13 protein-coding genes are annotated in these 26,408 nt (G+C 63.1%); 10 read left to right on the top strand and 3 right to left on the bottom strand.

The annotated features are described in order from the left end of the window. Positions 1-7 precede the first annotated feature (7 nt). The 8 genes from praA (at position 8) to K1567_RS02065 (ending at position 10,892) form a co-directional block, all read left to right on the top strand. Positions 8-502: an alkane oxidation protein activator PraA gene (gene praA / locus K1567_RS02030; protein ID WP_220698050.1), complete on the top strand. Its 495-nt coding sequence runs from the start codon at positions 8-10 to the stop codon at positions 500-502. Positions 503-635: 133 nt separating this feature from the next. After that, entirely contained in the window at positions 636-1,130 is a 495-nt protein-coding gene (gene praB / locus K1567_RS02035; RefSeq protein ID WP_220698051.1) for an alkane oxidation protein activator PraB, read from the top strand. A 133-nt stretch (positions 1,131-1,263) separates the two neighbouring features. Then, positions 1,264-2,718, top strand: a complete 1,455-nt coding sequence (locus K1567_RS02040; RefSeq protein ID WP_034098265.1) for an outer membrane protein transport protein — start codon at positions 1,264-1,266, stop codon at positions 2,716-2,718. A 229-nt stretch (positions 2,719-2,947) separates the two neighbouring features. After that, positions 2,948-5,473 (top strand): acyl-CoA dehydrogenase, encoded by a 2,526-nt coding sequence (locus K1567_RS02045; protein ID WP_220698052.1) that lies wholly within the window; start codon positions 2,948-2,950, stop codon positions 5,471-5,473. Between the two features lie 150 nt (positions 5,474-5,623). Next, positions 5,624-6,967 (top strand): 3-oxoacyl-ACP reductase, encoded by a 1,344-nt coding sequence (locus K1567_RS02050; protein WP_220698053.1) that lies wholly within the window; start codon positions 5,624-5,626, stop codon positions 6,965-6,967. A 4-nt stretch (positions 6,968-6,971) separates the two neighbouring features. Further along, positions 6,972-7,862 (top strand): MaoC/PaaZ C-terminal domain-containing protein, encoded by an 891-nt coding sequence (locus tag K1567_RS02055; RefSeq protein WP_220698054.1) that lies wholly within the window; start codon positions 6,972-6,974, stop codon positions 7,860-7,862. Further along, the gene (locus K1567_RS02060) at positions 7,859-9,157 is read left to right on the top strand and encodes an acetyl-CoA C-acetyltransferase (protein ID WP_034098256.1); all 1,299 of its coding nucleotides are present in this window, start codon (positions 7,859-7,861) and stop codon (positions 9,155-9,157) included. The genes K1567_RS02055 and K1567_RS02060 overlap by 4 nt, the downstream gene beginning before the upstream one ends. 31 nt (positions 9,158-9,188) lie before the next feature. Beyond that, complete coding sequence (locus tag K1567_RS02065) at positions 9,189-10,892, top strand: AMP-binding protein (protein WP_034098254.1); 1,704 nt, start codon at positions 9,189-9,191, stop codon at positions 10,890-10,892. A gap of 893 nt (positions 10,893-11,785) precedes the next feature. Here K1567_RS02065 and K1567_RS02070 read toward each other — a convergent pair. Further along, positions 11,786-12,901: a Gfo/Idh/MocA family protein gene (locus tag K1567_RS02070; RefSeq protein ID WP_220698055.1), complete on the bottom strand. Its 1,116-nt coding sequence runs from the start codon at positions 12,899-12,901 to the stop codon at positions 11,786-11,788. A gap of 308 nt (positions 12,902-13,209) precedes the next feature. Between K1567_RS02070 and K1567_RS02075 the strand changes: the two genes are divergently transcribed. After that, the gene (locus K1567_RS02075; protein WP_220699016.1) at positions 13,210-14,250 is read left to right on the top strand and encodes a YCF48-related protein; all 1,041 of its coding nucleotides are present in this window, start codon (positions 13,210-13,212) and stop codon (positions 14,248-14,250) included. Positions 14,251-14,265: 15 nt separating this feature from the next. Then, positions 14,266-16,641, top strand: coding sequence for an RND family transporter (locus K1567_RS02080; protein ID WP_034098248.1), 2,376 nt, complete (start codon positions 14,266-14,268; stop codon positions 16,639-16,641). A 19-nt stretch (positions 16,642-16,660) separates the two neighbouring features. On the opposite strand, the gene K1567_RS02085 is transcribed toward K1567_RS02080, so the two are convergent. Next, complete coding sequence (locus K1567_RS02085; RefSeq protein WP_220698056.1) at positions 16,661-21,535, bottom strand: dermonecrotic toxin domain-containing protein; 4,875 nt, start codon at positions 21,533-21,535, stop codon at positions 16,661-16,663. A gap of 40 nt (positions 21,536-21,575) precedes the next feature. Further along, on the bottom strand, positions 21,576-26,264 hold the full coding sequence (locus K1567_RS02090; protein ID WP_220698057.1) for a hypothetical protein: 4,689 nt from the start codon (positions 26,262-26,264) through the stop codon (positions 21,576-21,578). Between the last annotated feature and the right edge of the window lie 144 nt (positions 26,265-26,408).

Here is a 26,408-nt window from a genome sequence, read left to right on the forward strand (position 1 = left end):
GTCTACCATGCAAGCACCTGCCAAATTCACTGCCCATGTTGTACTGGCTGCGTTGGGCCTGATCGCCTATCACCAGGCCCAGGCTGCCCGTATCGAACCGGCCGGCAGCGCCTTTACGGCCCAGGGGCCGATCAGTTTTTCCAAGGGCGCGCTGATCAGCGCCGATTGCACCATTAAAGTGGCGGGGAAAGTGGCGGCCGATGGTTCATCGGTCAATGTCGATAAAGTTGAATTCGACGGCAGCCTCAAGTGCAGCCGGGTCGAAGCGATTAACTTGCCGTGGGTATTGGTGGCTAAAGACAGTCGTAGTGGGTCCATGTCGAAAATCAGTGTCGACGTACATGCTTTCGGCCTGGGCGGTAAGTGCGGTCCTTCCACCGCCGACGGCACCTGGGATAACGCCACCGGCAAGTTGGAAGCGGCCAATGTGCCGATTGGCGAAGACTGCAAGATTAAAACGGTGTCGATCAAGATGCCGCCTAACTTCAAGGTCGTTGAATAGCAAAACACGTTAATAGCGGTAATTACATTGAGATTTGGCTGGAAAGGGAAGTTCTGCAGTTTCACCGTGACCTCTCGTTCATGGCCATTACCCCCTGGCGAAATGAATTCGCCATAACATGTGAGGAAAAACAATGAAAAGCTTGAAAACCCTCGTATCGTTGTCTGCTTTGGCTGTCTGCATGGGTGCTGCGTCGATGGCGAACGCCTATAGCATCGCTCCGGTAAATACCAGCTTCACCGCGCCAGGGACGATTTCGGTGAAATCACCTTCTTCGTTCCAGGGCACCGTTAACTGCGGTGCTACCTTCACCGGGAATGTTGACGCCACTGGCGTTGCCAAAATCACCGGTGTAGCGGTAACCGGTGGCGGGCTCTGCGCCTTGCCGAAAATCACCGGGCTGCCTTGGACCCTGTCCGCCACCGGCCCGTCGGCGGGTTCCGTGACCAACGTCGGCTACACCATCGCTGCCTCGATTCTGTACCCGGCTTCCAATTGCGGCCCGTCCACCATCGCCGTGGGTTACAGCGGCGGGGTGCTGACGGCGGCCAACCAGGCCCTGAGCGGCAGCTGCACCGTCGTCAGTCTGAGCGTCACCCCAAGCCCAGCGCTGACCATCGTGCCTTGATGGTCGGCTGAGAACGAAGGGCTGATCACCCGTAAAAAAGCCGGCGCCCTTACCGGGCGCCGGTTCAAGCAGGGCCAGGCAGCAAGACGAACCGGCAGGGCCGGCTCAGAGCGATAATAATAAGGAGTGCCGCATGAATAATAAGAAACAACAGATGCAGGTTTTGCTGGGGCTGGCATTGATAGGCGGCGTGGTGATGACCGCACCTGTTCAGGCCGGCGGTTTTTCAACACCCACCTATGGCGCACCAGGCTGGGGCCGGGCCTTTGCCGGCGGTTCGCTGTTTAAAAACGATCCCAGCTCGGCGTACAACAACCCCGCGGCCATGGCCTTCGTCGACCATAATGTGGCGCAACTCACCGTCGACTACGCGCGCATCAAGATCAAGTACAAGGGCGATGCCTTCGACTACACCGGCAACCCGACTTCCAGCACACCGTTGGACGCCAACGGTTTCCCTGACCTGGCTGCGACCACCCAGAATAACAACGACGGCGGCGAGGGCGGTTTTACCGCTTGGTTACCCACCGGCTTTATGGTCATGCCCCTTGGGGACCGGTTCGCGTTTGGTTTGAGCCAGGTCGTTCCACAAGGCATGCGTTCCACCTGGGATGAAAATTCCAAACTGCGCGACTTTGCCGTGGACACCAAAATCGAAACAGTGGGGCTCACAGGCTCCTTGTCCTTCAAGGTCAACGATCAGTTCTCCCTTGGTGGCGGGTTGATCGTGCAGCACAGCAAGGGCTTCGTCAGTCAGAACGTCGACCTGCTGTCCGCCGCCGCCGTGTCCGATTCGGTCCTGGGCGGCATCAACTTCCCATCGGATGTGGGCACCGCACTGATGCGGGTGAAGGTCGACAATATTTCGACCGGCTGGTTTACCGGTATCGTGTGGAAACCCACCGACCGCGACACGCTGGGCCTGAACTACCACGCCAAGATCAAGAACAAGATGACCGGCAAGTACACTGTCCGTGCCGATCAGTTCTCCAATAACCTGATGACCCAGCCGAGCCCGTTTGGCGGCACCGGTACGCTGGTCAATACCGCCTATCCAGGGCTTGAGTTGTACCCGAACGGTGCCCATGCCAGCGTGCAACTGGACATTCCCGCCACAGCGGGCCTGGACTGGGTGCATCAGTTCAATGACCGTTTCACCATGGGCGCAAGCGTCACTTGGACCGAATGGTCGTCGTTCAAGAACCTGACCCTCGAATCCGCAGGCACCACGGTTGTCTCCATTCCCTACAACTACAAGAACACCTGGATGTATTCCTTGGGCGGCGACTATCGCTTGACCGATGAATTGACCCTGCGCGCCGGTGTGGCCCTTGACCAGACACCCACCCGCAACTCGACGCGCGACCCGCGGATTCCCGACGGCGACCGTACGTTCCTGTCCTTGGGCGCCGGTTACGACGTCAAAGCCGTCAAGGGCTTGAGCCTGGACTTGGCGTATTCCCACCAGTTCGTTCAGGAGGTCAAGCTCAAGACTCAAAACGTCGATCGCCTGGGCGGCGCGCGTCTGGACGGTAAAGCCGAGTCGTCGGGTGATGTGGTGAGTGTGTCGGCCACTTACGCGTTCTGATCCTGGGCTGATCAGCGAGGGCAGTCAGCGCATCTGGCTGCCTCGTTCGACCATTTTTCAACACTTCGGCTGAGCCCGCTCAGCCGCTATTTTTTGGCCCAAGCATTAAATAAAAATTTCAAAACAAAATTTGAATTTGTGTTTCCCAGTTTGTAGTGTGGCGTTACGCCGCTGTCGCGTTTTAGCGAGCTGCGTAGCTGTCGTGCCCTGAATCGAGTAGAGGTATCCCATGGTTATCTGGTTATTGGCGGGTTTCGTAGCGGCGCTTGCCCTGGCGTATCGACAAGCGGCGGCGGCCCAGTGGTTGGGGGGCAGCCTGGTGTGGCTGGCATTCGGTTACCTGTTCTCCGTGGTTGCCGGTGTTGGCGTCACGGTCGCCGCGCTGCTGGTGGTGGCGCCTGCGCTGCTGATGACGATCAAGCCCCTGCGCCGCGCGTTGTTGACCAGCAAAGCCCTCGGCCTGTTTCGTACGATCATGCCGGCCATGTCTGATACCGAGCGCGCAGCCATCGAGTCCGGCACGGTGTGGTGGGACGCCGAACTATTCAGCGGCAAGCCCAACTGGCAGCGGCTGTTACAGGCCGCTCCGGCCAGCCTGAGTGCCGAGGAACAGGCGTTTCTCGATAACGAAGTGGAAACCCTGTGCGACATCGCCAACGATTGGGAAACCACCCAGATCTGGCAGGACATGTCGCCCGAAGGCTGGCAGTACACCAAGAGCGCCGGGTTTCTCGGCATGATCATTCCCAAGCAATACGGCGGCAAAGGCTTCTCCCATTACGCCCATTCCCAAGTGGTGATGAAGTTGTCCACCCGTTGCTCGGCGGCGGCGATTTCGGTGATGGTGCCCAACTCCCTGGGCCCGGCCGAACTGCTGCTGCATTACGGCACCGAGGCGCAGCGCAATTACTACCTGCCGCGCCTGGCCCGTGGCGAAGACATCCCGTGCTTCGCCCTGACCAGCCCCTATGCCGGCTCCGATGCCGGGGCGATTCCCGATGTGGGCATCGTCTGCAAAGGCGTGCATGAAGGGCAGGAGGTGTTGGGCTTTCGCGTAACCTGGGACAAGCGCTACATCACCCTCGGCCCGATAGCCACGGTGCTGGGCTTGGCATTCCGCGCCGAAGACCCGGACGGCCTGCTCGGCGCGGCCGGCTCCCTGGGCATCACCTGTGCGTTGATTCCCACCTCCCACCCCGGCGTCAACAGTGGCCGGCGGCACTGGCCGCTTAACGCGGTGTTCCAGAACGGCCCGACCACCGGCAAAGACGTATTTATCCCACTGGATTGGGTGATCGGCGGCCGCGAGCAGGTTGGCAATGGCTGGCGCATGTTGATGGAATGCCTGGCCGCCGGCCGCGCGATTTCCCTGCCGTCGGCCAACGTCGGCCTGGGCAAGGTGGCGGTACGGGGCACGACGGCCTACGCCGCCATGCGTAAACAGTTCGGCCTGCCCATCGGCAAGTTCGAAGGGGTGCAGGCGCCGCTGGCGCGCATGGCCGGGCATTTGTATGCCTGCGACGCGGTGCGCAAAGTCTCGGTGGCGTCCCTGGATGCTGGAGAAAAACCCTCGGTGATCTCGGCCATCGCCAAGTACCACGTTACCGAGCGGGCGCGGATGATAGTCAACGACGGCATGGACATCGTCGCCGGCAAGGGCATCTGCATGGGCCCCAATAACTTCCTGGCCCGCGCCTATCAGCAAAGCCCCATCGCCATCACCGTGGAAGGCGCGAATATCATGACGCGCTGCCTGATTATCTTTGGCCAGGGCCTGATCCGTTGCCATCCCTATGTGTTCCGCGAGATGGAAGCGGCGCGCAACCCGGACCGGCGCCAGGCCCTGGAAGCCTTCGACAGCGCCATGTTCGGCCACGTGAGTTTTGTGCTGGCCAATACCGTACGCGCGGCGGTGCATGCACTGACCGGTGGCAAGCTGATTGCCGCACCGGCCAAGACCGAACCGGCGCTGGCGTCCTACTACCGCCAGGCCAATCGGCTGTCGGTGGTGTTGGCGTTGATCTCGGATATTTCCATGGGCGTGCTGGGCGGTGCGCTCAAACGCAAGGAAAGCCTGACCGGGCGCCTGGGGGATGTGCTGTCGCAGCTGTACATCTTGTCCTGCGTGCTTAAACGCTTTGAGGACGATGGCCGGCCCCAGGCGGACCTGCCGCTGGTGCATTGGTCGGCCCAGGACGCGTTGCTGCGTGCCCATGAAGCCCTGGCCGAAGTGCTCGACAATTACCCCTCCAAAACCGCCGCGCGCGCGGTGCGGGCCTTGAGTTTTCCATTCGGTCTGCCCTTGCGCAAACCGTCGGACCGCCTGTTAGCCGACGTCGCCGATGCGGTGCAGACCCCCGGCGCCACCCGCGACCGCTTGCTGGCCGATTCCTACATCCCGCGCCCGGAAATCGACAAGCTGGCCTACGGCGAACTGGGTTTCCGTTTGCTGCCCCAGGTCGAGCTGATCGACGCGCGCCTCAAGCCGGCGATCAAGCAGGGCCTGCTCGAACCGCTGCCGGTATCGACCACTGCGTTTACCGCCTGGCGCGTCAAGGCCCGGGCCCTGGACTTGATCAGCGACGACGAAGACACCTTGCTCGCCCGCTACGTGGAATACGCCGATCACGGCATCCAGGTGGATGACTTCCCTCAGGACTTCGGATTGTTGGAGGCGTTGCAGCAACGCAAGCAGGCGCTGGAACCGGTCGCCAAGCGTCGTACGGCCCAGGGCGAAAACGCCTCGGTCAACTAAGAAAACCCCGGTCAATGTAGGAGGGGGCTCGCCCCCGATAGCGGTGGTTCAGCCAATGAGCCGGTGACGGCTAGATCGCTATCGGGGGCAAGCCCTTCCCGCATTGGATCGGGTTTACACGGTCAGAACGTGTTGAGAGTGATTGCTGATATGAGTGACAGCTACCTAACCTTCGTCAATTCCCCCTGGGGCCGTCGCCTGGCCCAGGCGGTGGGCTTGCCCCAGCCCTTGCCGCTGCAGCGCCATCGCAGTGGCCAGCAGGGCCTGGTCAATCCGGTGATCGTCGCCGGGGCAGGGCGCCTGACGGCCAAGGTGCAACGGATATTCAGCGCCACCGACACGGTGGCCGCCACTGCGGCGACGCTCAAGGCGCCCTCCACGGTCAAGGTGCAGGGCGCGGTGTTCGATGCCAGCGGCGTGGGCAACCTGGAACAACTCGACGAGCTGTACGCGTTCTTCCACTGCAACGCCAAACGCCTCGGCCAGCACGCGCGGGTGGTGGTGCTCGGCACGGCGCCGGAGCACTGCGCGGACCTGCCCCAAGCCGTCGCCCAGCGCGCCCTCGAAGGTCTGGTGCGGTCCTTGGCCAAGGAACTGCGCCGGGCCATCACCGTGCAGTTGCTGTACGTAGCGCCGGGGGCTGAAGACGCGCTGGACAGCAGCCTGCGGTTTTTCCTGTCGCGCCGTTCGGCCTATGTGTCGGGACAGGTGGTGCGCGTGGAGGCTCCGGTGGACGGTCACGTCACGGTCAATTGGGACAAACCCTTCGCCGGCCGCCGTGCGTTGGTTACCGGCGCGTCCCGTGGCATCGGCCTGGCGATCGCTCAAGTACTGGCTCGCGACGGCGCGCACGTGGTGTGCGTGGACGTGCCCCAGGCCCAGGCTGCGTTGCAACAGGCCGCCGACTCAGTGAACGGTTCGGCATTGCCGCTGGATATCACCGCGCCCGACGCCGCCTCATCGTTGCAGGCCCATGTCAGCCAGTACGGCGCCTTCGATGTGGTGGTGCATAACGCCGGGATCACCCGCGATAAAACCATCGCCAAGATGAGCGAAGCGGCGTGGCAGAGTGTGCTGGCGGTCAACCTGCAAGCGCCGCTGTGCCTGAGCAATGCGTTGCTGGACGGCCAGGGCCTGAATGCGGGCGGGCGCATTGTGTGCGTGTCGTCGATTTCCGGCATCGCCGGCAACCTCGGGCAAAGTAACTACGCCACTTCCAAGGCCGGGGTGATCGGCCTGGTGCAAGGGCTGGCACCACGGGCGGCGACCCAGCAAGTTACGGTGAATGCCGTGGCGCCGGGCTTTATCGAGACACAGATGACTGCCCGCATCCCGTTGATGATCCGCGAGGCGGGGCGGCGCATGAATTCGCTGTCCCAGGGCGGGCAGCCGATCGACGTGGCTGAAACCATTGCCTGGCTGGCCCATCCGGCGTCGGGCGGGGTTAACGGCCAAGTGGTGCGCGTCTGCGGCCAAAGCTTGTTGGGAGCCTGAAGCCATGGACGACCTGACGCAGATCATCGACCCACCACCGTCACGCACGCGACTGCTGCTGGATGGTGTGCGCGCACTGCGCAAACCCAAGCTCGACGGCGCGCCGCTGCTGCCCAAGGCGCGCCTGGTGCGCCCGGCGGTGGAGCTGTCGGCTGAGGGGATCGCCGCGTATGGCCGCGCCTGCGGTTTTCGCCGTGAGCAGGGCGTGCCATTGACCTATCCCCATGTGCTGGCCTTTCCTTTGCACTTGATGCTGTTGACCCGCCCAAGTTTCCCGTACCCGGCCAGTGGCATGGTGCACTTGGCCAACCGTATCCGGCAGCATCAGCGCTTGCAGGAAGGCCAGGCGTTGCGACTGGAAGTGTATGCCGAACGCTGGGTCGCGCACCCCAAGGGCCAGGCGCTGAGCATCGCCACCCGTGCCTATAGCGCTGGCGCACTGGTGTGGGAGGGCGACAGTCTGTATCTGCGCCGGGGCGTGGCCGATCCGGTCGGCGCGCCTTGGGACGAAGCGCTGGCGCTGCCTTCAGACAGTTTGGTACGCACTCAGAAGTGGCTGTTGCCGGCCGACCTGGGGCGACGGTTTGCCAAAGTCTCCGGGGACTTCAACCCGATCCACACCTCGGTGATCGGCGCCAGACTGTTCGGTTTTCGCCGCGCCATCGCCCACGGCATGTGGACCTTGGGCCGCGCGCTCGCCGCCCAGCAACCGCCGGGTGGCCTGGAGCGCGCCGAGGTGCAGTGCGAATTCAAGTTGCCGATCCTGTTGCCCGGCCAGGTTGCGCTGTGGAACTTACCCGCCAGCGGCCCGCGTCGCGCCTTCGAAGTGCGCAACGGTGCGGGCGACAAGCCCCATCTGCGCGGTCTGCTGTCCCTCAATGAGAACCTTCAATGAGTCACTACAGTTTTAACCCGGCGCCGACCCGTCGCGTGGCGATCATCGGCGGCAATCGTATTCCGTTCGCCCGTTCCAACACCGTGTACGCCCACGACAGCAACCAGGATTTACTGGTGGCGGCGCTGCAGGGCTTGGTAGACCGCTACAACCTGCACGGCCAGCGCCTGGGCGAGTTCGCCGCCGGTGCGGTGATCAAGCATTCGCGGGATTTCAACCTGGCGCGCGAGTCGTTGCTGTCTACCACGTTGTCGCCCGAAACCCCGGCCTACGATGTGCAGCAAGCCTGCGGCACGGGGCTGGAAGCGGCGTTGCTGGTGGCCAATAAAATTGCTCTTGGCCAGATCGAAGTGGGAGTCGCCGGGGGCGCCGACACCACCTCCGACGCACCCATCGGCATCAACGAGTCCCTGCGTCACACCTTGCTGGCGGCCAACCGCGCCAAGGGCTTGGGCGACAAGCTCAAGACGCTGCTCAAGGTGCGCCCATCGATGTTCTTCAAGCCGCTGCTGCCGCGCAACGGTGAGCCGCGCACCGGCCTGTCCATGGGCGAGCACTGCGAAGAAATGGCCAAGCGCTGGCAGATCAAACGCCTGGCCCAGGACGAACTGACCCTTACCAGTCACCAGCGCCTGGCAGCCGCTTACCAGCGCGGTTTCTTCGACGACCTGATCAGCCCCCATCGTGGCCTGGCCCGGGATAACAACCTGCGTGCCGACGCCAGCCTGGAAAAACTCGCCGGCTTGTCCCCCGCCTATGACCGCCAGAACGGCACGCTTACCGCCGGCAATTCCACGCCGCTCACCGATGGCGCCTCGGTAGTGCTGCTGGCCAGCGAAGCCTGGGCGGCCGAGCACGGTTGGCCGGTGCTGGCCTACCTGCGCACCGGCGAGACGGCGGCGGTGAATTTTGTCGACGGCAGTGAAGGCTTGCTGATGGCGCCGGCCTACGCGGTGCCGCGCATGTTGCAACGTGAAGGCTTGAGCTTTGCCGACTTCGATTTCTTCGAGATCCACGAAGCGTTCGCCGCCCAGGTGCTGTGTACGCTCAAAGCCTGGGAAGACCCCGACTACTGCCGCGAGCGGCTAGGCTTGGCGGCACCGCTGGGAGCAATCGAGCGGGCCAAGATGAATGTCAACGGCGGCTCCCTCGGCTGCGGTCACCCGTTTGCTGCTACCGGCGGCCGGCAGTTGGCGGCGCTGGCCAAGGCGATCCATGAACGCGGTGGCGGTCGTGGCCTGATTTCAATCTGCGCCGCCGGCGGGCTGGGCATTACCGCCATCGTCGAAAAATAGCGCTGTCAAAAACAACAACAAGGAGACTGCCATGAACGCTATCAGCCTGGAACAACGCGAACGCATCTGGTTGGACGCTTATCTGCCCGGCGTTCCGGCGGATATCGACGCCGGCATCGAGGACTACCCGTCGCTGCGTGAGGTGTTCCTGGAACACCTGGAAAAATTCCGTGAGCGTGTCGCCTACGTCAGCATCGGCACCGAAATGACCTACGCCGACTGGCAGGTACAAGGCTTTGCGTTCGCTGCCTGGCTGCAGGAACAGGGCGTGCAGCGCGGCGACCGCGTGGCGCTGATGATGCCCAATTGCTTGCAGTACCCGATCTGTTTGCTCGGCACGATCCTGGCGGGGGCGGTGGTGGTCAACGTCAACCCGTTGTACACCGCCCATGAGCTCAAACATTTGCTCAAGGACAGCGGCGCCGAAACCGTGGTGATCTTCGAAAATTTCGCCCACACCCTGGAAAAAGTCATCGAAGGCAGCAGCGTCAAACGCGTGGTAATCGCCGCCATCGGCGACCTGCTCGGCACCTTTAAGGGGGCGGCGATGAACTTCATCCTGCGCTCCGTGCAAAAGCAGGTTCCGGCCTTCAACCTGCGCGGCTCGGTGCGCTTCAATCAAGCGTTGAAACAGGGCCGGGCGCTTTACCCGCAGCCGGTGGTCATGCAACTGGATGATCTGGCGTTTCTGCAATACACCGGCGGCACCACGGGGGATGCCAAGGGCGTGATGCTCAGCCATCGCAACATCATCGCCAACCTGTTGCAGGCCAAGGCGTGGGTCGGGGACCAGTTGGATCAGGACAAGCAGGAAACCAACGTGACCTTGCTGCCGCTGTACCACATCTTTTCCCTGACGGTGAACTGCCTGATGTTTATGTGCCTGGGCGGGCGCAATATCCTGATCGCCAACCCACGGGACGTGAAGCGAGTGCAGATGATCCTGCGCAAGGAGCGCTTCAACGGCATTGCCGGGGTCAACACGCTGTTCAACGGGTTGCTGGAGAACCCGGAATTCTGCGCGCGGGACTTCTCCGATCTGCGCATGGTCATCGCCGGCGGCATGGCCACGCACACCGCAGTCGCCAAGCGCTGGAAGGAAGTCACCGGGCTGCCGATCATCGAAGGCTACGGCCTGACCGAGTGTTCGCCGGTAGTGAGCATCAGCCCCATCGATATTTCGCGCATGCGCGAGATGGAATTCACCGGCAGCATCGGCGTGCCCTTGCCTTCCACCTGGGTGCGTTTTATGCGCGAGGACGGCGAAGTCGCCGATATCGGCGAACAGGGTGAGCTGCAAGTACGCGGCCCACAGGTGATGCAGGGCTACTGGAAGCGCCCCAAGGAAACCGCCGAAGTGCTGGATGCCGAGGGCTGGCTGGCCACCGGCGATATCGGCGTGATGGACGAGCGCGGCTATATCCGCCTGGTGGATCGTAAAAAAGACATGATCCTGGTCTCGGGCTTCAACGTGTACCCCAACGAAATCGAAGACGTGGTGGCCCTGCACCCCGGCGTGGCCGAAGTGGCGGCGATTGGCGTGGAAGACGGCGTGACCGGAGAGAAGGTCAAGATTGTCGTGGTGCGCAAAGATCCGAGCCTGACCCAGGAGCAAATCCTTGCCCACTGCCGGGAATACCTGACCGGCTACAAAGTGCCGCGTTACGTGGAATTCCGCACCACCGAACTGCCCAAGACCACCGTGGGCAAGGTCCTGCGCCGCGCCTTGCGCTGATGTCAATGTATGCAACTGATCTAAAGGTGGGAGGGGGCTTGCCCCCGATGGTGGAGTGTCAGCCTGTGGATGTTTAACTGATGCACCGCTGTCGGGGGCAAGCCCCCTCCCACCTCTGATAGCCATTCCAGGCGATGTGGTTTCAGCTGACACTCCGAGGTGCCTGGGTGTAGGGCCACTTCGCAGCCCCGCGCAGGGCAAGCCTGCTCACTGATGTACATGTATGCAGCTGATCTAAAGGTGGGAGGGGGCTTGCCCCCGATGGCGGAGTGTCAGCCTGTGGTTTTTTAGCTGATGCACCGCTATCGGGGGCAAGCCCCCTCGCACCTTTGATAGCCATTCCAGGCGATGTGGTTTCAGCTGGCACGCCGAGGTGCCTGGATGTGGGGCCGCTTCGCAGCCCAGCGCAGGGCAAGCCTGCTCGCCAATGTAAATGTATGCAGCTGATCTAAAGGTGGGAGGGGGCTTGCCCCCGATGGCGGAGTGTCAGCCTGTGGTTTTTTAGCTGATGCACCGCTATCGGGGGCAAGCCCCCTCGCACCTCTGATAGCCATTCCAGGCGATGTGGTTTCAGCTGACACTCCGAGGTGCCTGGATGTGGGGCCGCTTCGCAGCCCAGCGCAGGGCAAGCCTGCTCGCCAATGTAAATGTATGCAGCTGATCTAAAGGTGGGAGGGGGCTTGCCCCCGATGGCGGAGTGTCAGCCTGTGGTTTTTTAGCTGATGCACCGCTATCGGGGGCAAGCCCCCTCGCACCTTTGATAGCCATTCCAGGCGATGTGGTTTCAGCTGGCACGCCGAGGTGCCTGGATGTGGGGCCGCTTCGCGGCCCAGCGCAGGGCAAGCCTGCTCACCAAAGAATTATTTGTCAGCCCTTAGGATTTGCGTTGTGTGTCAGACCGCGTTCACGTTGACCCAGCGTTCCTCGCGGGCCGCCAGGCGAATCGCGGTCGCCAGCCGCTCCACGGCCCACGCCGCTTCAAAGTCAGTGCCGTCCGCGCCCTGGCCGGCCACCGCCATGATCAGTTCCTGCACTTCCAGGGTTTTCAATTCGTTGTAGCCCAGTTGATGCCCCGCCGCCGGGCTGAAGGCCGCGTAACCGGGCAGGGCGGGGCCGGCCAGCAGGCGCTGGAAACCGTCCTGGCCGACGCGGTACAGGCGCAGTTCATTCAAACGTTCCTGATCGAACGCCAATGTGCCCTGTGTGCCGCTGATCTCAAAACTCAGGTGGTTCTTATAACCGTGTTTGAGCCAACTGCTGCTCACTGTGCCGCGCGCGCCATTGGCGAAGCGCAGCAGGGCATGTACCTGATCGTCCACCGCGATGGCTTTGCGTTCGGCGCTGCCGCTGACCGCAGGGCGTTGGCTGTGGACGGTCTGGGTGTCGGCGCACACGCTGACGACATCGCCCACCAGATAACGCGCCATCGACAATAAGTGGCTGCCCAGGTCCGCCAGGGCGCCGCCGGCATGTTCGACTTCGCAGCGCCATGACCACGGCGACTGCGGGTCGGCCATAAAGTCTTCGCTGAATTCACCCTGGAAACTGATGATCTCGCCCAGCTCGCCGTTGGCAATCATCTGCCGCGCCAGGCCGATCATGGGGTTGTGCTGATAGTTGTAACCGACCCGCGTCACCACCCCGGCAGTGCTCGCCGCCCGGCGCATGGCGTCGGCCTGTTCAAGGCTGACAGCCAGAGGTTTTTCGCAGTACACCGCCTTACCGGCGGCAATCGCTGCCATGGCCATGGGGTAATGCAGGTGGTTGGGGGTGGTGATGGCCACCACGTCGACGGCGGGGTCGTCGATCAGCGCCTGCCAATCGCCGTGGGCCTGGGCAAAACCCCAGGCGCGCGCGCAGCACTGGGCGCGTTCGGTGTCGGCATCGGCCAGGGCGGCGAGCTTGAGGTGCACCGGCAATTCGAATACCGCCCGGGCATTATTGAACGCCAGGGCGTGGGCACGGCCCATAAAGCCTGTGCCGATCAAGCCGATTCCGAGTTCGCGCATAGCCTTTGTTCCTTTGGATTATTGTTGTGAGGAAGGCTATTAATGGAATAAAAATTCCCAAAATTCAATAGATGGAATAAAAATTCAGCATGCCCGCCACAATCAGCCTGACGAATGCGGCTATATTCACCGCATGGCCAAACGCCGCCAGTTAACAAAACATAACGTAGCACCGATTGTCAGACGATTCGAAAGCCCGATAGGATGGCGCCAGCTTCCTCCAGGCGCTCTAGATTGCAGGTTTCAGAGCCCGGGATGGCAAGACCTAACAATAATAAATGGGAGAAAGGTCTATGAGTGAGCCTGTCATGGGTTGGGTTGTCTGCCGCCCACGCGCCGCACGCAGAGTTGCGTTGCTGGCCACAGCGCTCTCGCTGTTTGGCGCCGTTGCATGGCCGACTGCGGTCCAGGCCGCCAGCGATACACCCGCCGCCGCGGTGTTTGCGATTGAATCCCCCAAGGCCGCCAAAGGCCTGATGATCGACGTGGTCCACGCCGGCAAACGCCTGGTGGCGGTCGGTGACCGCGGGCATATCCTCTATTCCGATGACCAGGGCGCCACCTGGGCCCAGGCCAAAGTCCCCACCCGGCAATTGCTCACCGCCGTGTTTTTCGTCGATGACAAACACGGCTGGGCCGTGGGCCACGATGCGCAGATCCTCGCCAGCACTGACGGCGGCGCCACTTGGACCCAGCAGTATCAAGACCTCAAGCGCGAAGCGCCGTTACTCGACGTGTGGTTCAAGGACGCCAGCCACGGCTTGGCCGTCGGCGCCTACGGTGCGTTGCTGGAAACCAACGACGGCGGCAACACCTGGGAAGATGTTAGCGACCGCCTCGACAACGAAGACCAGTTTCACCTCAACGCCATTGCCGCCATCAAGGACTCCGGGCTGTTTATCGTCGGCGAGCAGGGCAGCATGTTCCGTTCCAGCGACGACGGCCAGACCTGGGAAAAACTCGAAGGCCCCTACGAGGGTTCGCTATTTGGTGTGATCGGCACCGCCCAGCCGCAAACGCTGTTGGCCTATGGCTTGCGCGGCAATCTTTACCGCTCCACGGATTTCGGCAGCACCTGGGAACAGGTCGAACTCAAGGCCGCGCGCGGTGCCCTGGAGTTCGGTTTATCGGGCGCCACTTTGCTCGAAGATGGCTCGTTGGTGGTGGTGGGCAACGGTGGCAGCGTGGTGGTCAGCCACGACGACGGTCAGACCTTCAGCGTTTTCAACCGTCCGGACCGCATTTCCCTCTCGGCGGTGGCCGCGGCCGGCAATGGCAATCTGATTCTGGCCGGGCAGGGCGGTGTGCGCGTCGCCCAGCCAACCGGCGCTGAACTCGAAAAACAATAAGAAGGCAGAGAAAGCATGAGCAGTCATCACAACGATAAAGCGACCTTTCTTGAGCGCCTGATTTTTAACAATCGCCCGGCGGTGATCGTGATCTGCCTATTGGTGAGTGCGTTCCTGTTCTGGCAAGCGACGTTGATTCGCCCGTCTACTAGCTTCGAAAAAATGATCCCCCTCAAGCACCCCTTCATCGAAAAGATGATGGAGCACCGCAACGACCTGGCCAACCTGGGCAACACGGTGCGTATCTCGGTGGAAGCCAAGGACGGTGACATTTTCACTAAGGAGTACATGGAGACTCTGCGGCAGATCAACGACGAGGTGTTCTATATCTCCGGCGTCGACCGCTCGGGCCTCAAGTCGCTGTGGAGCCCCAGCGTACGCTGGACCGAAGTGACCGAAGAAGGCTTCGCCGGTGGTGAGGTGATCCCGCAGAGCTACAACGGCTCGCCGCAAAGCCTCGACCAACTGCGCAACAACGTGCTCAAGTCCGGTCAGGTCGGGCGTCTGGTGTCCAACGATTTCAAATCGAGCATCGTCGATATCCCGTTGTTGGAGTCGTACCCGGACCCGCAGGACCAGGGCAAATTGCTCGCCCTGGACTACCGCAAGTTCTCCCACGAACTCGAAGATAAGATCCGCGACAAGTTCGAAGCGCAGAACCCTAACGTCAAGATCCATATCGTCGGCTTTGCCAAGAAGGTCGGCGACCTGATCGACGGCCTGGTGATGGTGGTGATGTTCTTCGGCATCGCGTTCGTCATCACCCTGGTGCTATTGCTGTGGTTCACCAATTGCCTGCGCAGCACCATCGCGGTGTTGAGCACGACCCTGGTGGCGGTGATCTGGCAACTGGGGCTGATGCACTTTTTCGGCTTCGGGTTGGACCCGTATTCGATGCTGGTGCCGTTCCTGATCTTCGCCATCGGTATTTCCCACGGCGTGCAGAAGATCAACGGTATCGCCTTGCAATCCAGCGAGGCCGATAACGCGCTGACCGCGGCGCGCCGCACGTTCCGGCAGTTGTTCCTGCCGGGCATGATCGCGATCCTCGCCGACGCAGTGGGCTTCATCACCCTGCTGATCATCGACATCGGTGTGATCCGCGAACTGGCCATCGGCGCGTCCATCGGCGTGGCGGTGATCGTGTTCACCAACCTGATCCTGCTGCCGGTGGCGATCTCCTATGTCGGCATCAGCCGGCGCGCCATTGCCAAGAGCAAGAAAGACGCGAACCGCGAACATCCGTTCTGGCGCCTGCTGTCGAATTTTGCCAGCCCGAAAGTCGCACCGATCTCCATCGCCCTGGCGTTGGTCGCCTTTGGTGGCGGCCTCTGGTACAGCCAGAACCTCAAGATCGGCGACCTGGATCAAGGCGCGCCGGAGCTGCGCCCGGATTCGCGCTACAACAAAGACAACAACTTCATCATCAGCAACTACTCCACCAGCTCCGACGTGCTGGTAGTGATGGTCAAGACCAAGGCCGAAGGCTGTTCGCGTTATGAAGCCATGGCGCCTATCGATCAGTTGATGTGGAAGATGCAGAACACCGAGGGCGTGCAGTCGGCGATCTCGCTGGTGACCGTGTCCAAGCAGATGATCAAGGGCATGAACGAGGGCAACCTGAAATGGGAAACCCTGTCGCGCAACCCCGATGTGCTGAATAACTCCATCGCCCGCGCCGACGGCCTGTACAACAACAATTGCTCCCTGGCGCCGGTGCTGGTGTTCCTCAACGACCACAAGGCTGAAACCCTCGACCGCGCAGTGCATGCGGTGCAGGAATTCGCCAAGGAAAATAACCGGGACGGCCTGGAATTTATCCTGGCCGCCGGTAACGCGGGGATCGAGGCGGCGACCAACGAGGTGATCAAGGAGTCGGAGCTGACCATCCTGATCCTGGTGTACCTGTGCGTGGCCACCATGTGCATGATCACCTTCCGTTCCTGGGCCGCGACCCTGTGCATCGTGCTGCCGCTGGTGCTGACGTCGGTGCTGGGCAACGCGCTGATGGCGTTCATGGGCATCGGCGTCAAAGTGGCGACCTTGCCGGTGGTCGCCCTGGGCGTGGGGATCGGCGTGGACTACGGCATCTACATCTACAGCCGCCTGGAAAGCTTCCTGCGTGCGGGGTTGCCGTTGCAGGAAGCTTATTACCAGACCCTCAAATCCACCGGTAAAGCCGTGCTGTTCACCGGCCTGTGCCTGGCGATCGGCGTGTGTACCTGGATCTTCTCGGCCATCAAGTTCCAGGCCGACATGGGCCTGATGCTCACCTTTATGCTGCTGTGGAACATGTTCGGTGCGCTGTGGCTGCTGCCGGCCCTGGCACGCTTCCTGATCAAGCCGGAGAAACTGGCCGGCCAGAAGGGCAACTCACTGTTCGCCCACTGACCGGTGCGCGGCCCGTGCTTCAGGCACGGGTCGCCGCAGGCGGTGCGATGGCCAGGAACAAGCGGTCGAGCGGCGGGGTGATGCGCACATACAAAATGCTGCGCAGCGGCACCGCCCCCGGCTCGCTATGTTCAAGCAAGCGCGCTTGTACCGGAGCCTTCAACAAGTCTTTTTGCGTGTACTTGCGCTGTTCGGGCAGTTTCAGGTGCGCACGGGTGTATTCGGCTGCCGGTGCGGTGGCGGTGGCGTAGTGAAAGTGCGCGTACCACAACACTTGCGGCGGTTTCTGGGCCTTGTCATACACCGCGTACTCCGTGAAAAAATCCCCGCTCAAGGTGGGCCGCTGCGGGTCGGCCAGGCTGGTCAAGTTGATATCGATCTGTTGGTGGCGCCATAGGTAATCGATGCCGTCCAGGCTCGGCCATTGTTTTTTATACGCCGCGCTGCAGCGTTGCTCCGCTGTACGGCGCATATCCCGTGCATGGTTGCGAAACTCCTCGGCCAGGTCCATGGCGCTGGTTTGGTTGGCATGCTCCCCAGCCAGCGCGTCGGCCACCCCATCGAGTTGGCGCGCCTGGGTGTCGAGCCAATGGTCCCAGTCCGCCGGGTCGATGGATTGTCGGGTGCGTGGGTCGTCGAGCTTGAGCTGCTGGGCGTCGATGGTGCGCTCAATCGCCGCGCGTTGACGGATCAGCCCACGGCCTTCTTCGCGCAGGGTGGCGAAGGACGGCTTGGGTGGGGTGATTACAGCCGGCGCCTCAGGGGTTTCAAGCACCTGGGCCCAGCCGTCGGACGTGGCTTCGAAGGTGCTGATGGGGCTGCCGGTAAAGCTGTCGGTGATGGTCAGCTGTTCCTGCTGTCGAGTGCCGCGCGTCACCTCGCCGACCCGGTAGTGACGCTTGCGGGTTTTGAACACACGGCTTGTGGCGGGCTTGCTGCGCAGGGTTTTGGCCAGCGACACGCTCACGGCCAGGGCTTCCTGGGCGCGAACGACGTTTTCCAGCTCGGTCTGGGCCAGGGTCTGCGCGTGATCCAGACGCTGGACAAACCGCTCGACGATGCTGGCGTTCAAGCGCGCGGGGTTGATGGCCTTCAGCGCCTGCACGCCGTTGGCGTAGCTGCGGTAGCTGTCCAGCAGGCTTTCATACAGGTTGCGTTGATCGTCCAGGGCGAAGCCTTCGCTGCTGCGCACGCTGATGTGCGACTGCACGGCCTGGTGGATATCGAGGCGGTCCAGGCGCTCCACATACAGGGCCTCCTGGGGCGGCAAGTGTTCACCCGTATCGACGATGACCACGCTCGCCAGCGACGACAGCGCACGCAGGCGCATGTTCTCACCGAAGAAATTCTGCGGCTCGATGATCAGTGCCAGCAGCTTCTGACGGATTGCGCGCCCGGCGGCGGAGTCGTGCTCCAAACGTTCCAGGGTGTCCTCCAGCGCGGTGGCGGTGATAGCCAGCCGATCGAGCGCATCGGCCATGTCGATGCTGCGGGCGACGTGTTCGTAATAGGCGTTCAGGTTACCGAAGGCGCGCTCGACCACCATGCGCCGTTCGACCTGGGCCATGGGTTCACCGCGGTCGGAAAACAGCAAGGCATTGGCCCAGTTGCGCTGGTAGTGATGCAGGGAAAACTGCTGGTTCCACAGGGTTTCGAGCACTTTGGCGCGGTCTTGCACATGCACGCCGGCACCGCCCACCTGTTCCAACTGTTGCCCGACGCTCACCAGTTCTTGGCGCAGGCGGACGCTCTCGTCCAGCCGTTCGCTCAGGCGCTCCAGCAGAATCTCGAACTGCGCGCGCAGCGTGCTGTGGCGTTGCACCTCCAGCCCATGGCGTTGCCGCAGCGCGGGTTTTTGCTGCTCGCTGGCTTTGTCCAGCAGGTTCCAGGTGAGCTTCAGCACACGGCTCTGGTCGGCCAGGCGTTTGTCGGCGTCGGCCAGGCTGTCCAGCGCCTGCTCCAATGGGCGCATCAGCGGTGGGATATCGGCGCTTAAGGTTTGCAGGCGTTCCACCAGCGCCTCTTTGCGGCGTCGGCTTTCCTCGCGCAACGCCGCGATGCGCTTGGGCCCGCCCCCTTCGAGTTTGAGCCCGCGATCCAGGCGCCAGTGGCCCTGACCGTCGGTCTTGAGCTTGATGCCGGGGTGCTCGGGCTTCTCGGGATGGATGATGTACACCTCGCCAAAGCCCGGCACTACCGACACTTCAAACAACAGCCCGGCGACCGAGGCGTGCCAGCGTCCGTCGATGTTGAACAAGCCCTTAAGCGCGCCACTGTCCATGGCTTTCGGGGTGGGTTGCGGCCAGGGTTTGTGCACGCTCAGCAGCTTGTCCAACAGACGCCCGGCGGCGCTGTCGCTGGCCAGGGAGCGGTCGAAGTCCAGCAGGGTGCGCCCACCTCCGGGCGGCTCGGCAGGCAGGCCCACCGTGCCGCGGCGAATATCTGCCTGGCGCATGCGCAGCGGTTGGCTCAGGGGCCGACGCAGGGGCAGGCGGGCCTGTGTTTGTGAGTGCCGTGTCGCCTCAATCGGCGTATCGCCCGCCTGGGCCTGGTGCATCAGCACCATGGCGATGTTGAGCAACAGATCGACCCAGGCCAATTCCCGCGCCACCGGATCGGCGCTTTGCAGGTTCGGCAGGTCTTGCCTGAGGCCCTGCATCATTTGCAGCATCCAGCCCACCACGGCCAATGGTCCCCGGGCTACCACCAGCAGGGTGTTGAAGCCCAGTTGCACACCTTCGAGCAGCAGCGCCCAGCGGCTTTCGCTGTTGGAGGTGGACTCGCGCTCGGCCAGTTCCACCAATTGCCGGGCTTCGGCGCCGAACAGGTATTCCAGCAGCCGATTATTGTTGAGGAACAGGCGCATCTCATCCGCGCTCTCGTCGTCGGCCTCGGCCAGGATCGCCGGGCTCGGACGGCTGGGCAATACGTCGAACTCCGAGCCCTGGTAGAAACGGATGATATGGGGCTCCAGAAAGCCGCCATTGCTGTAGATCGCCCGCGCGCTGTCGGGCAGCCAGGTCAGCACACTGTCTTGCAGCGGGCCGGGACGCGTGATGGCGCTCAGTAACTGTGCGCGGCTAGGGAACTCCAACAGCGCCGGCTGATAGGCCGGACGGTAGAGCAGGTGCGGACCTTCCTGGCCGTTGCGCGCTTCGATGATGAACATGTTGGGGACCGTGTCGGCCTGGGCGTCGGCTTTTCGCTTGAAGGCCAGCGGGCGCATGATGATTTCAGTGCCTTGCACCCAACGCTGCGCACGGCTTGCGCCCAGCACCGCACACACATAGCGCACGCCGCGCCGGGTCAGCCCGGCCTCACCCTTGATCAAGGCTTCCAGGGCTTGCAGTTTGAGCCGCACCGGATGCTGCTGGATAAACAACTGCTGACGTCGCTGTGCCTGCGCATTGGGCGCCAGCAATTGTTCGCGCAGGTAAGCGGGGTAGGTACGGCCGATGTCCACCTGTTGCACTAGGCGCATCAGGTAGTCCGGCGTCAGCCAGGCTTCGATGGGCCGCCCGGAGCGGTGATGCAGGGTGACGCTGCCGCTGGGTTTGCCGCAGAGGTTTTTCAGCGCCAGGTCCACCAGGCTCAGGGTCACCGGTTGCACATAGCCGCTTTGCAGAGTGCCGACGGACACCGCAAAGGTCAGTTGCAGGTCTTCGGCGCGATAGGCCAGCGCGGACTCGTCGGTGCAGCGGTCCTGGCGCTTGAGCGCCGCATTGCGCGCCTGGCACAGTTGCGGGTTCAGGCGGTGGGCGGCAAAGCGGCGGATATCGTCGATGCCGTCCAGGTAGCCCGCACCGCCGTTGAGGCGACGCAGGCTGGCCTGCTCCAGCAGGCATTGGCGATAGCTGAAGCGCTCGCTGGCCGAGGCGTTTCTCAGCCAGGCGGGCAATGCGCCGTCAACGGCATCAAGGGGCTGCGCCGGCGTGGTTGGCGCGCTGATAAGTCCAGGCGCCAGGTCGGTGAGGGCGGCCACTTGGCTTTCCAAATCGGCCAACGTGCTATGGGCGGGCAGGCGCAACGCCGCCAGATCGTCCAATTGCCGGTTGAGCAGCAGCGCGGCTTGTAGCTCGAAGATGTCGCCGTCGGGCTCGTACTGGCGCCAGGTGATCCGGTCGGCGAGGTAGCGCGCTTCCAGGCGCTCGCCCCACGCCTGCCCGAAGGCTTGCAAACTGGCGAAGGCTTCCACGGTGCCGGGCAGGCTATACAGCCAGACGCGTTCGCCGCTGACGATCAACAGCTCGCTGCATTGCAGGGTAAGCCGGGTCTGGCCGCGTACCAACAGGGCTTCCAGGGTATAGGCATACACCCTGTTGTCCGGGGCGGTTTGCTGGCGGCGCGCTTCGCGTGCCGGGTAGCGCGCCAGGGCGGTGAGGGCCTGGAGCTGCTCGTGGTCGCTGGTCGATTGGCTGATCGCACACTGGCGAAACAGGCTGTGCAGCACTTCGCTAAGCCATTGCCAGTGGCTGATGCCGGCGCTGTCGACCTCATCCCAGAAGCTGCTTAGCGCGGTTTGCAATGTCGCCGGCAGCAGGGTTGGCAGCTCGCGGATGATGCGTTGCAGGTCGTTCAGGGGGACGGCGGGTTCGGTCAAGCGGTTGCCGCTGGCATCGCTCAGGTAGGCGTCGAGTCCGGCGCGGGTGGCGAGGTCGGGCAGGGTGCCGTTGGCCAGGTAGGTCAGGGCCACTTGCAGCACAGAGGGCAAGGCGCGGCCGCCACCGTCGCGCGGGTGGGCCAGGTATAGCTCGGACAGTGGCCGGGTCAGGGGCGGGCTGAGTTCTTTGAGGCTGTCGCTCAGTCGCTGCGCGGTGGCCGAGCGCAGGGTCGGCCGCGCTTGGAAGCGCGCCTGTACGGCGTGCGCGAGGATCAGGTGATCGGGGCTGGGCATGGGGGGAGTCCTTTCTTGATGCTTGATGGGAGGGCGATGCTTACGGCGCCAGCGGCAGAAACCAACGCTCGGCCAGGGCCTTGCCGATCAAGCCGCGGTGTACGTTCACCACCGCCTGAGGGTTTTGCGTCTTGGCCAGCAGCGAGTAGTAGCTTTGCTTCTGCTGGGCTTTGGTTTTCAGGTGCGCGACGCTGTAGTCGGCCTTGGGCGTGTCGTGTTTGGGGTAATGAAAGTGCGCGTACCACAGCGGTGCGCCATTGAGGTCGGTGACGGCGTATTCCTGGATAAAATCGCGCCGCTCGCCGCTCAGTGGCACACGCTCGCTGTAGCGCGCGATGGCCACTTGTTTCTGCGCGAGCAGGTATTCCAGGTTGCCGTGGGTGGGGGGCAATTCCAGGCTCAATTGCAGGCGCAAGGCATCGCCCTGGCGCGTCAGGCGCATGCCGACCTCGCGCAGCTGGCTGGCCAGCGCCAGGTCGGCGGCCAGGCGTTCGGCCAGGGGCAGGGCCTGGATCGTGCGGTCTAGTTCGGTGGCCAACCTGTCGTAGCGCGTACCCTCGTAATGCAGGATTTCCTGCACTTCCTCAGGATGGCGACAGACGCTGCGGTAGCGCTGCGCACGTTGCAGGTGGGCGTCGAGCATGGCCAGCAATTTGCGCGCTTCACCCTTGACCAGGCTCAAGCCACGGGAGGGGGCGGGCGGCGGCGGTGCGAGGGGTTCTTTGAACTCGACCCATTCATCGCCGTCTTGGGAGTACAGGCTTAGCAATTGGTTGCTCTCTTCCGAACGCACCTCCACCACTTCGATCGGCAGGCTGCTGCCGGCTGGCTTCAAGTCGCCGATCAGGGTGCCTTTGCGCCGCGTGCGGATGACTTTTTTCTGCGGTTTGCCCGGCGCCGTCGGCTGGCGCTTTGGCGTACGCACGGGGCTGGGATCGCTTGGCTGAATGGCGTTGGCCAGTTGCAGGTTGACGTCCTGATACAGCTCCTCGATCAGCGTGAACAGGGGCGCCGAATAGCTTTGCTCCAGGCCTTCCACATCGACGATGTTCAGACCTTGCAGGGCGTCCAGGGCGCGTCCGTAGTGTTCCACCAGGCTTTCCAGCACGCTGATGCGCTCACTGGCGGGTAGCTCCAGGGCATTGAGTTCGCTGTGGGTTCGCACCTGCTCGACCAGCGGCGCTATGAGGGTGTCGAGCCTGTCGAGCCGCACCGAGTCGAACCCTCGCGTCGCCAGCCAGCGCAGAGTGCGAATCTGCAAGGCCTGGATCGCCAGCACACTGATTTCGTCGGGGCGGTCCTGGGTCAGGCGGGTAAAGGCGTCTAGGCCCAGGCCGCCCAATTCGTGCAGTTGGGCGAGGTAACGGTCCTTGACTTTCAGCCACTGGATCGAGCGCTCGTTGATCGCCAGCAGGTCCTTGATAAATTGCTCGTGGCCGGCGCGGTTGGCCAGCACCGCCTGTTTCAACGCCGCGCCCAGGCGCGTGAACGGTGCATTGGCCGTGTACAGCGCTTGGCGATCGGTTTCGGCGATGACCACCAGTTTGCGCCCGTTGTTGACCATGTTTTCCATCAGGGCTGCGACGGTTTGCGTCGACAGCGGGATACTCAGCTCCCGTCGTTCCTGCACGCTGTCGAGAATCTGTTGGTATGCCTGGGTCTGGGTCAGCAGCGCGTTTTCAAATTGCCGACGTTTTTCGGCGCGCTGTGCCGGTGTGAAGCGTGGGTCGTCCTGGGTCTTCTCCATGACGGCCTGGGCCACGTCCACGCGCTTTTGCTGCTGGGTTTGCTGACCCAGAAAGTGGCGGTACTCGCTGCTCAAGGTCTCGACGCGCTTGGCATTGAGCTGACGCCGTGCGGCGATGCGGTTGGACGGCATACCGCCGCGCAGACGCAGGCGCGTATCCACGCTCCAGTTCCCCTGTCGATCATTGCGCAAGGGCGGGCCTCGGCGGTCGCTGTCGACGGGGTCGACGATCAGTACGTCGCCAGTATTCGCTTCCATCCACACCCGAAACCACTGGCCGTCCAATTGGGCGTACCACTGGTTGTCGATGCGGTACAAGCCTTTGTGCGGCCCGCTCGCCACCGGCTCGGGCACATCGGGCGGCGGCGTGGTGCTGTAACTGTTCAGGCGTGCGCGCTGACTGGCGGTCAGGCGCCAGTGGGATTGAGCGAAACGGAAGTCCAACAGCGCTTTGTCGGTGCCTGGCAATACACCGGGCAACCCGACGCTGCCTTGATGGATACGCGGCGCGGGCGGGGCCGGCCAACGCTCGGCGAGCTGGCGCGGCAATGCCAGGGGCGGGCGCCGGCTCCGTGCTGGGGCAGTGGCGCCAGCGGGCAACGGCGGGCCTTCGAACAACGACAGGCCCAGGTTCAGCAACAGGTCGACACTGGCCAATTCCCGCGTTTGCGCATCCATGGCGTTCAGGCCCTGAATGTCTTGTTTAAGGCTGTTGTAGAGATTGCCCAGCCAGGTGGTGAGCAACAGCGGGCCGCGTAACAACGGGTACAGCACCCCACCGAACAACAATCCGCCACCTTCGAGCAGCAGTTTCCAGCGGCTTTCGTGGTTGGACACCGATTCGCGGTCGGCCTGGGCGACCAACGCGCGGGCGTTGCTGCTGTACAGGTACTGCATCAGACGACCGGTGATCAGGCATTGATGCAGCTCGTCGTTCAGCCCGTCCTCCGACAGGGTGGCCGGCCCAGGCGTGCGCAGGGGGCTGAATTCATCGCCCTGGCCAAAACGCAGGTAATGGGGCTGACGAAAACCGCCGTTGGCATACACCGGGCGCGCGCTATCGCTCATCCACAGCAATACGCTGTTCTGCACCTCACCCGGGCTGGCGATGGCCTCCAACAGCGCTGCGCGGCTGGGGAATTCCAGTAAGGCTTGGGCGTAAAGCGGGCGATAGAGGATATGGGGACCACTGGCAATGTCCTGGGCTTCGATCAGGTACATGTTGGTCACCACGTCGGGGCTGGCCGCCGGATGACGCAACAACGCCAAGTGGCGAATGACCACGCCCTGCTGATCGGCCACCGTCAGGGCCATGAGCGCGGCCACACGCCGGGCGCCGTCGCGGGTCATGCCGTTGACGCCGCGCAGGCTCTGCTCCAGGGCCAGCAGCGGCAGTTGCGCGGTGAGCTGGTCGGCGAACAGTGTTTCGCGTCGACGGGTTTCTTCACTGGGGCCCAGCAATTGGTCCTCCAGCAATCGTGGGTAATGCAGGCCGATGTCGACGCGTTCGATCAGGCCGTTCGAGCCGGTGAGGTAGTCGGCGGTCAGCCAACCCGGGACTGTCAGGCCGGCGCGATGGGCGATGCGCATCTCGCCGCTGGGGCGTGCGCTCAGGTTATTGATCGCCAGGTCGGTGAGGCTCATGCGTTCGTGCTGGGTGATGCCGACAGTGCCGGGGAAACCGGCGGAAATGGCAAAGGTCAGTTCCAGTTGGTCGGGGTCCAGTGCCGCTACGTCGGCCTGTGCCACGCCTTCAAGGCGCACCGCGTCGGCTTGCAGCTCGCGCAGCAGGCTGGCGACGGTGAAGGCGTGAATATCCGGGATGCCGCTCAGAAAGGTGCGGCCGCCGCCACGCCGCTTGGCACTGGCCAGGGCCAGGCTGTAGCGGCGGTAGGCGGCCTGGGCGCTGCTGTCGGCGCCCTTGAGGCCGCTGGGAAAATGGGTGCGCAGCATGGCCAACAGATCCGTGGGCACGCTGGGCGCGTCGAGAAAGTACGCCGTCGGGTCGACAAGCCCGCGACAGTGCGCCTGTAGCGCGGCGAACCCGCCGTTGGCCGGCAGTCGCAGTGCGCCCAGGTGTTCCAACTGTTGATTGAGGATGAGCGCGGCTTGATGGTCGAATATATCGCCGTCCGGTTCGTAGCGTTGGATCAGCACTTCGTCGAGCTGATAACCGGACGCCATGCGTTGCCCCCAGGCCTGGGTCAACGCATCCATGGACGGGAACGCTTCGATAGTGCCGCCGGGGCTGCACAGCAATACCGTCGCAGTGCCATTGGTGGGGCGGGTCAGCACCAGGTGTGGGTCGAGCACCGTGACACGGCGCTCGGCGCTGCGCAGGGTGGTTTCCAGGCAATAGACCAATACCGCCTGGGCGCCGTGGCGGCTCATGCGTTGCTCACGGTCCGGGGTGGCGGTCAGTTGGTCGAGGGTTTGTCGGGCCGGTTCCGCCAGGTCGGTCCGGCGCAGGGCGGCGATATGCAGCGTGTCCTGGAGCAGGCGGGCCATCCAGCGCCATTGGCCGTTGCCGGTGTGGTCGCGCCAGTAATCGTTCAGCGCGTTCTGCAAACCCACGGGAACCGTGTCCGCCAGTTCTTTGATCAGGCCCTCGATGACCTGCATGTCCAGCCGCGATTTGCCGTCTTGCGGCAGTGTCAGCCGACGCGGCGGGCTGGTGGTGAGGTAGAAACCCAGATTGCCGATGTCGCTGAAATCCAGGTTGGCGGTGCCGCCCAGGTAGTCCTGCACCACAGAGAGCAGCGGGCGGAATACCCACTGCTTGCCGTTGGGCGTGGCCAGGCGCGTCGCTGAGAGGTTGAGGGCCAGGGCGGGGTAGCGCTGGGCAATGGCATCGCTGAGCAGTTGGCTGACCACGTGGGCCACGTCCGGCAGCCCGGCAAAGTGAGCGGCGACCGCCTGCGCTGCGGTGTTGGTCACCCCCGGCAGCAGGGGGGCGGGGTGGACGGGGGTTGAGTCGGGCATTGGCATTCCATCGCGTTATGAGAAGGTGCCGAGCATGACAAAGCCGTCGCGCAGACCAGGCATAACCGGTTACCGCAAGCGCACAAAGCGCGCCAGGCGAGGGTGGATTGGCCTATCATCAGCGCCTTTCTTCCTGATGACTGA

It is taken from the genome of Pseudomonas sp. S5F11, from assembly GCF_019641515.1.
In the GTDB taxonomy this organism is placed as follows: Bacteria; Pseudomonadota; Gammaproteobacteria; order Pseudomonadales; family Pseudomonadaceae; genus Aquipseudomonas; species Aquipseudomonas rhodesiae.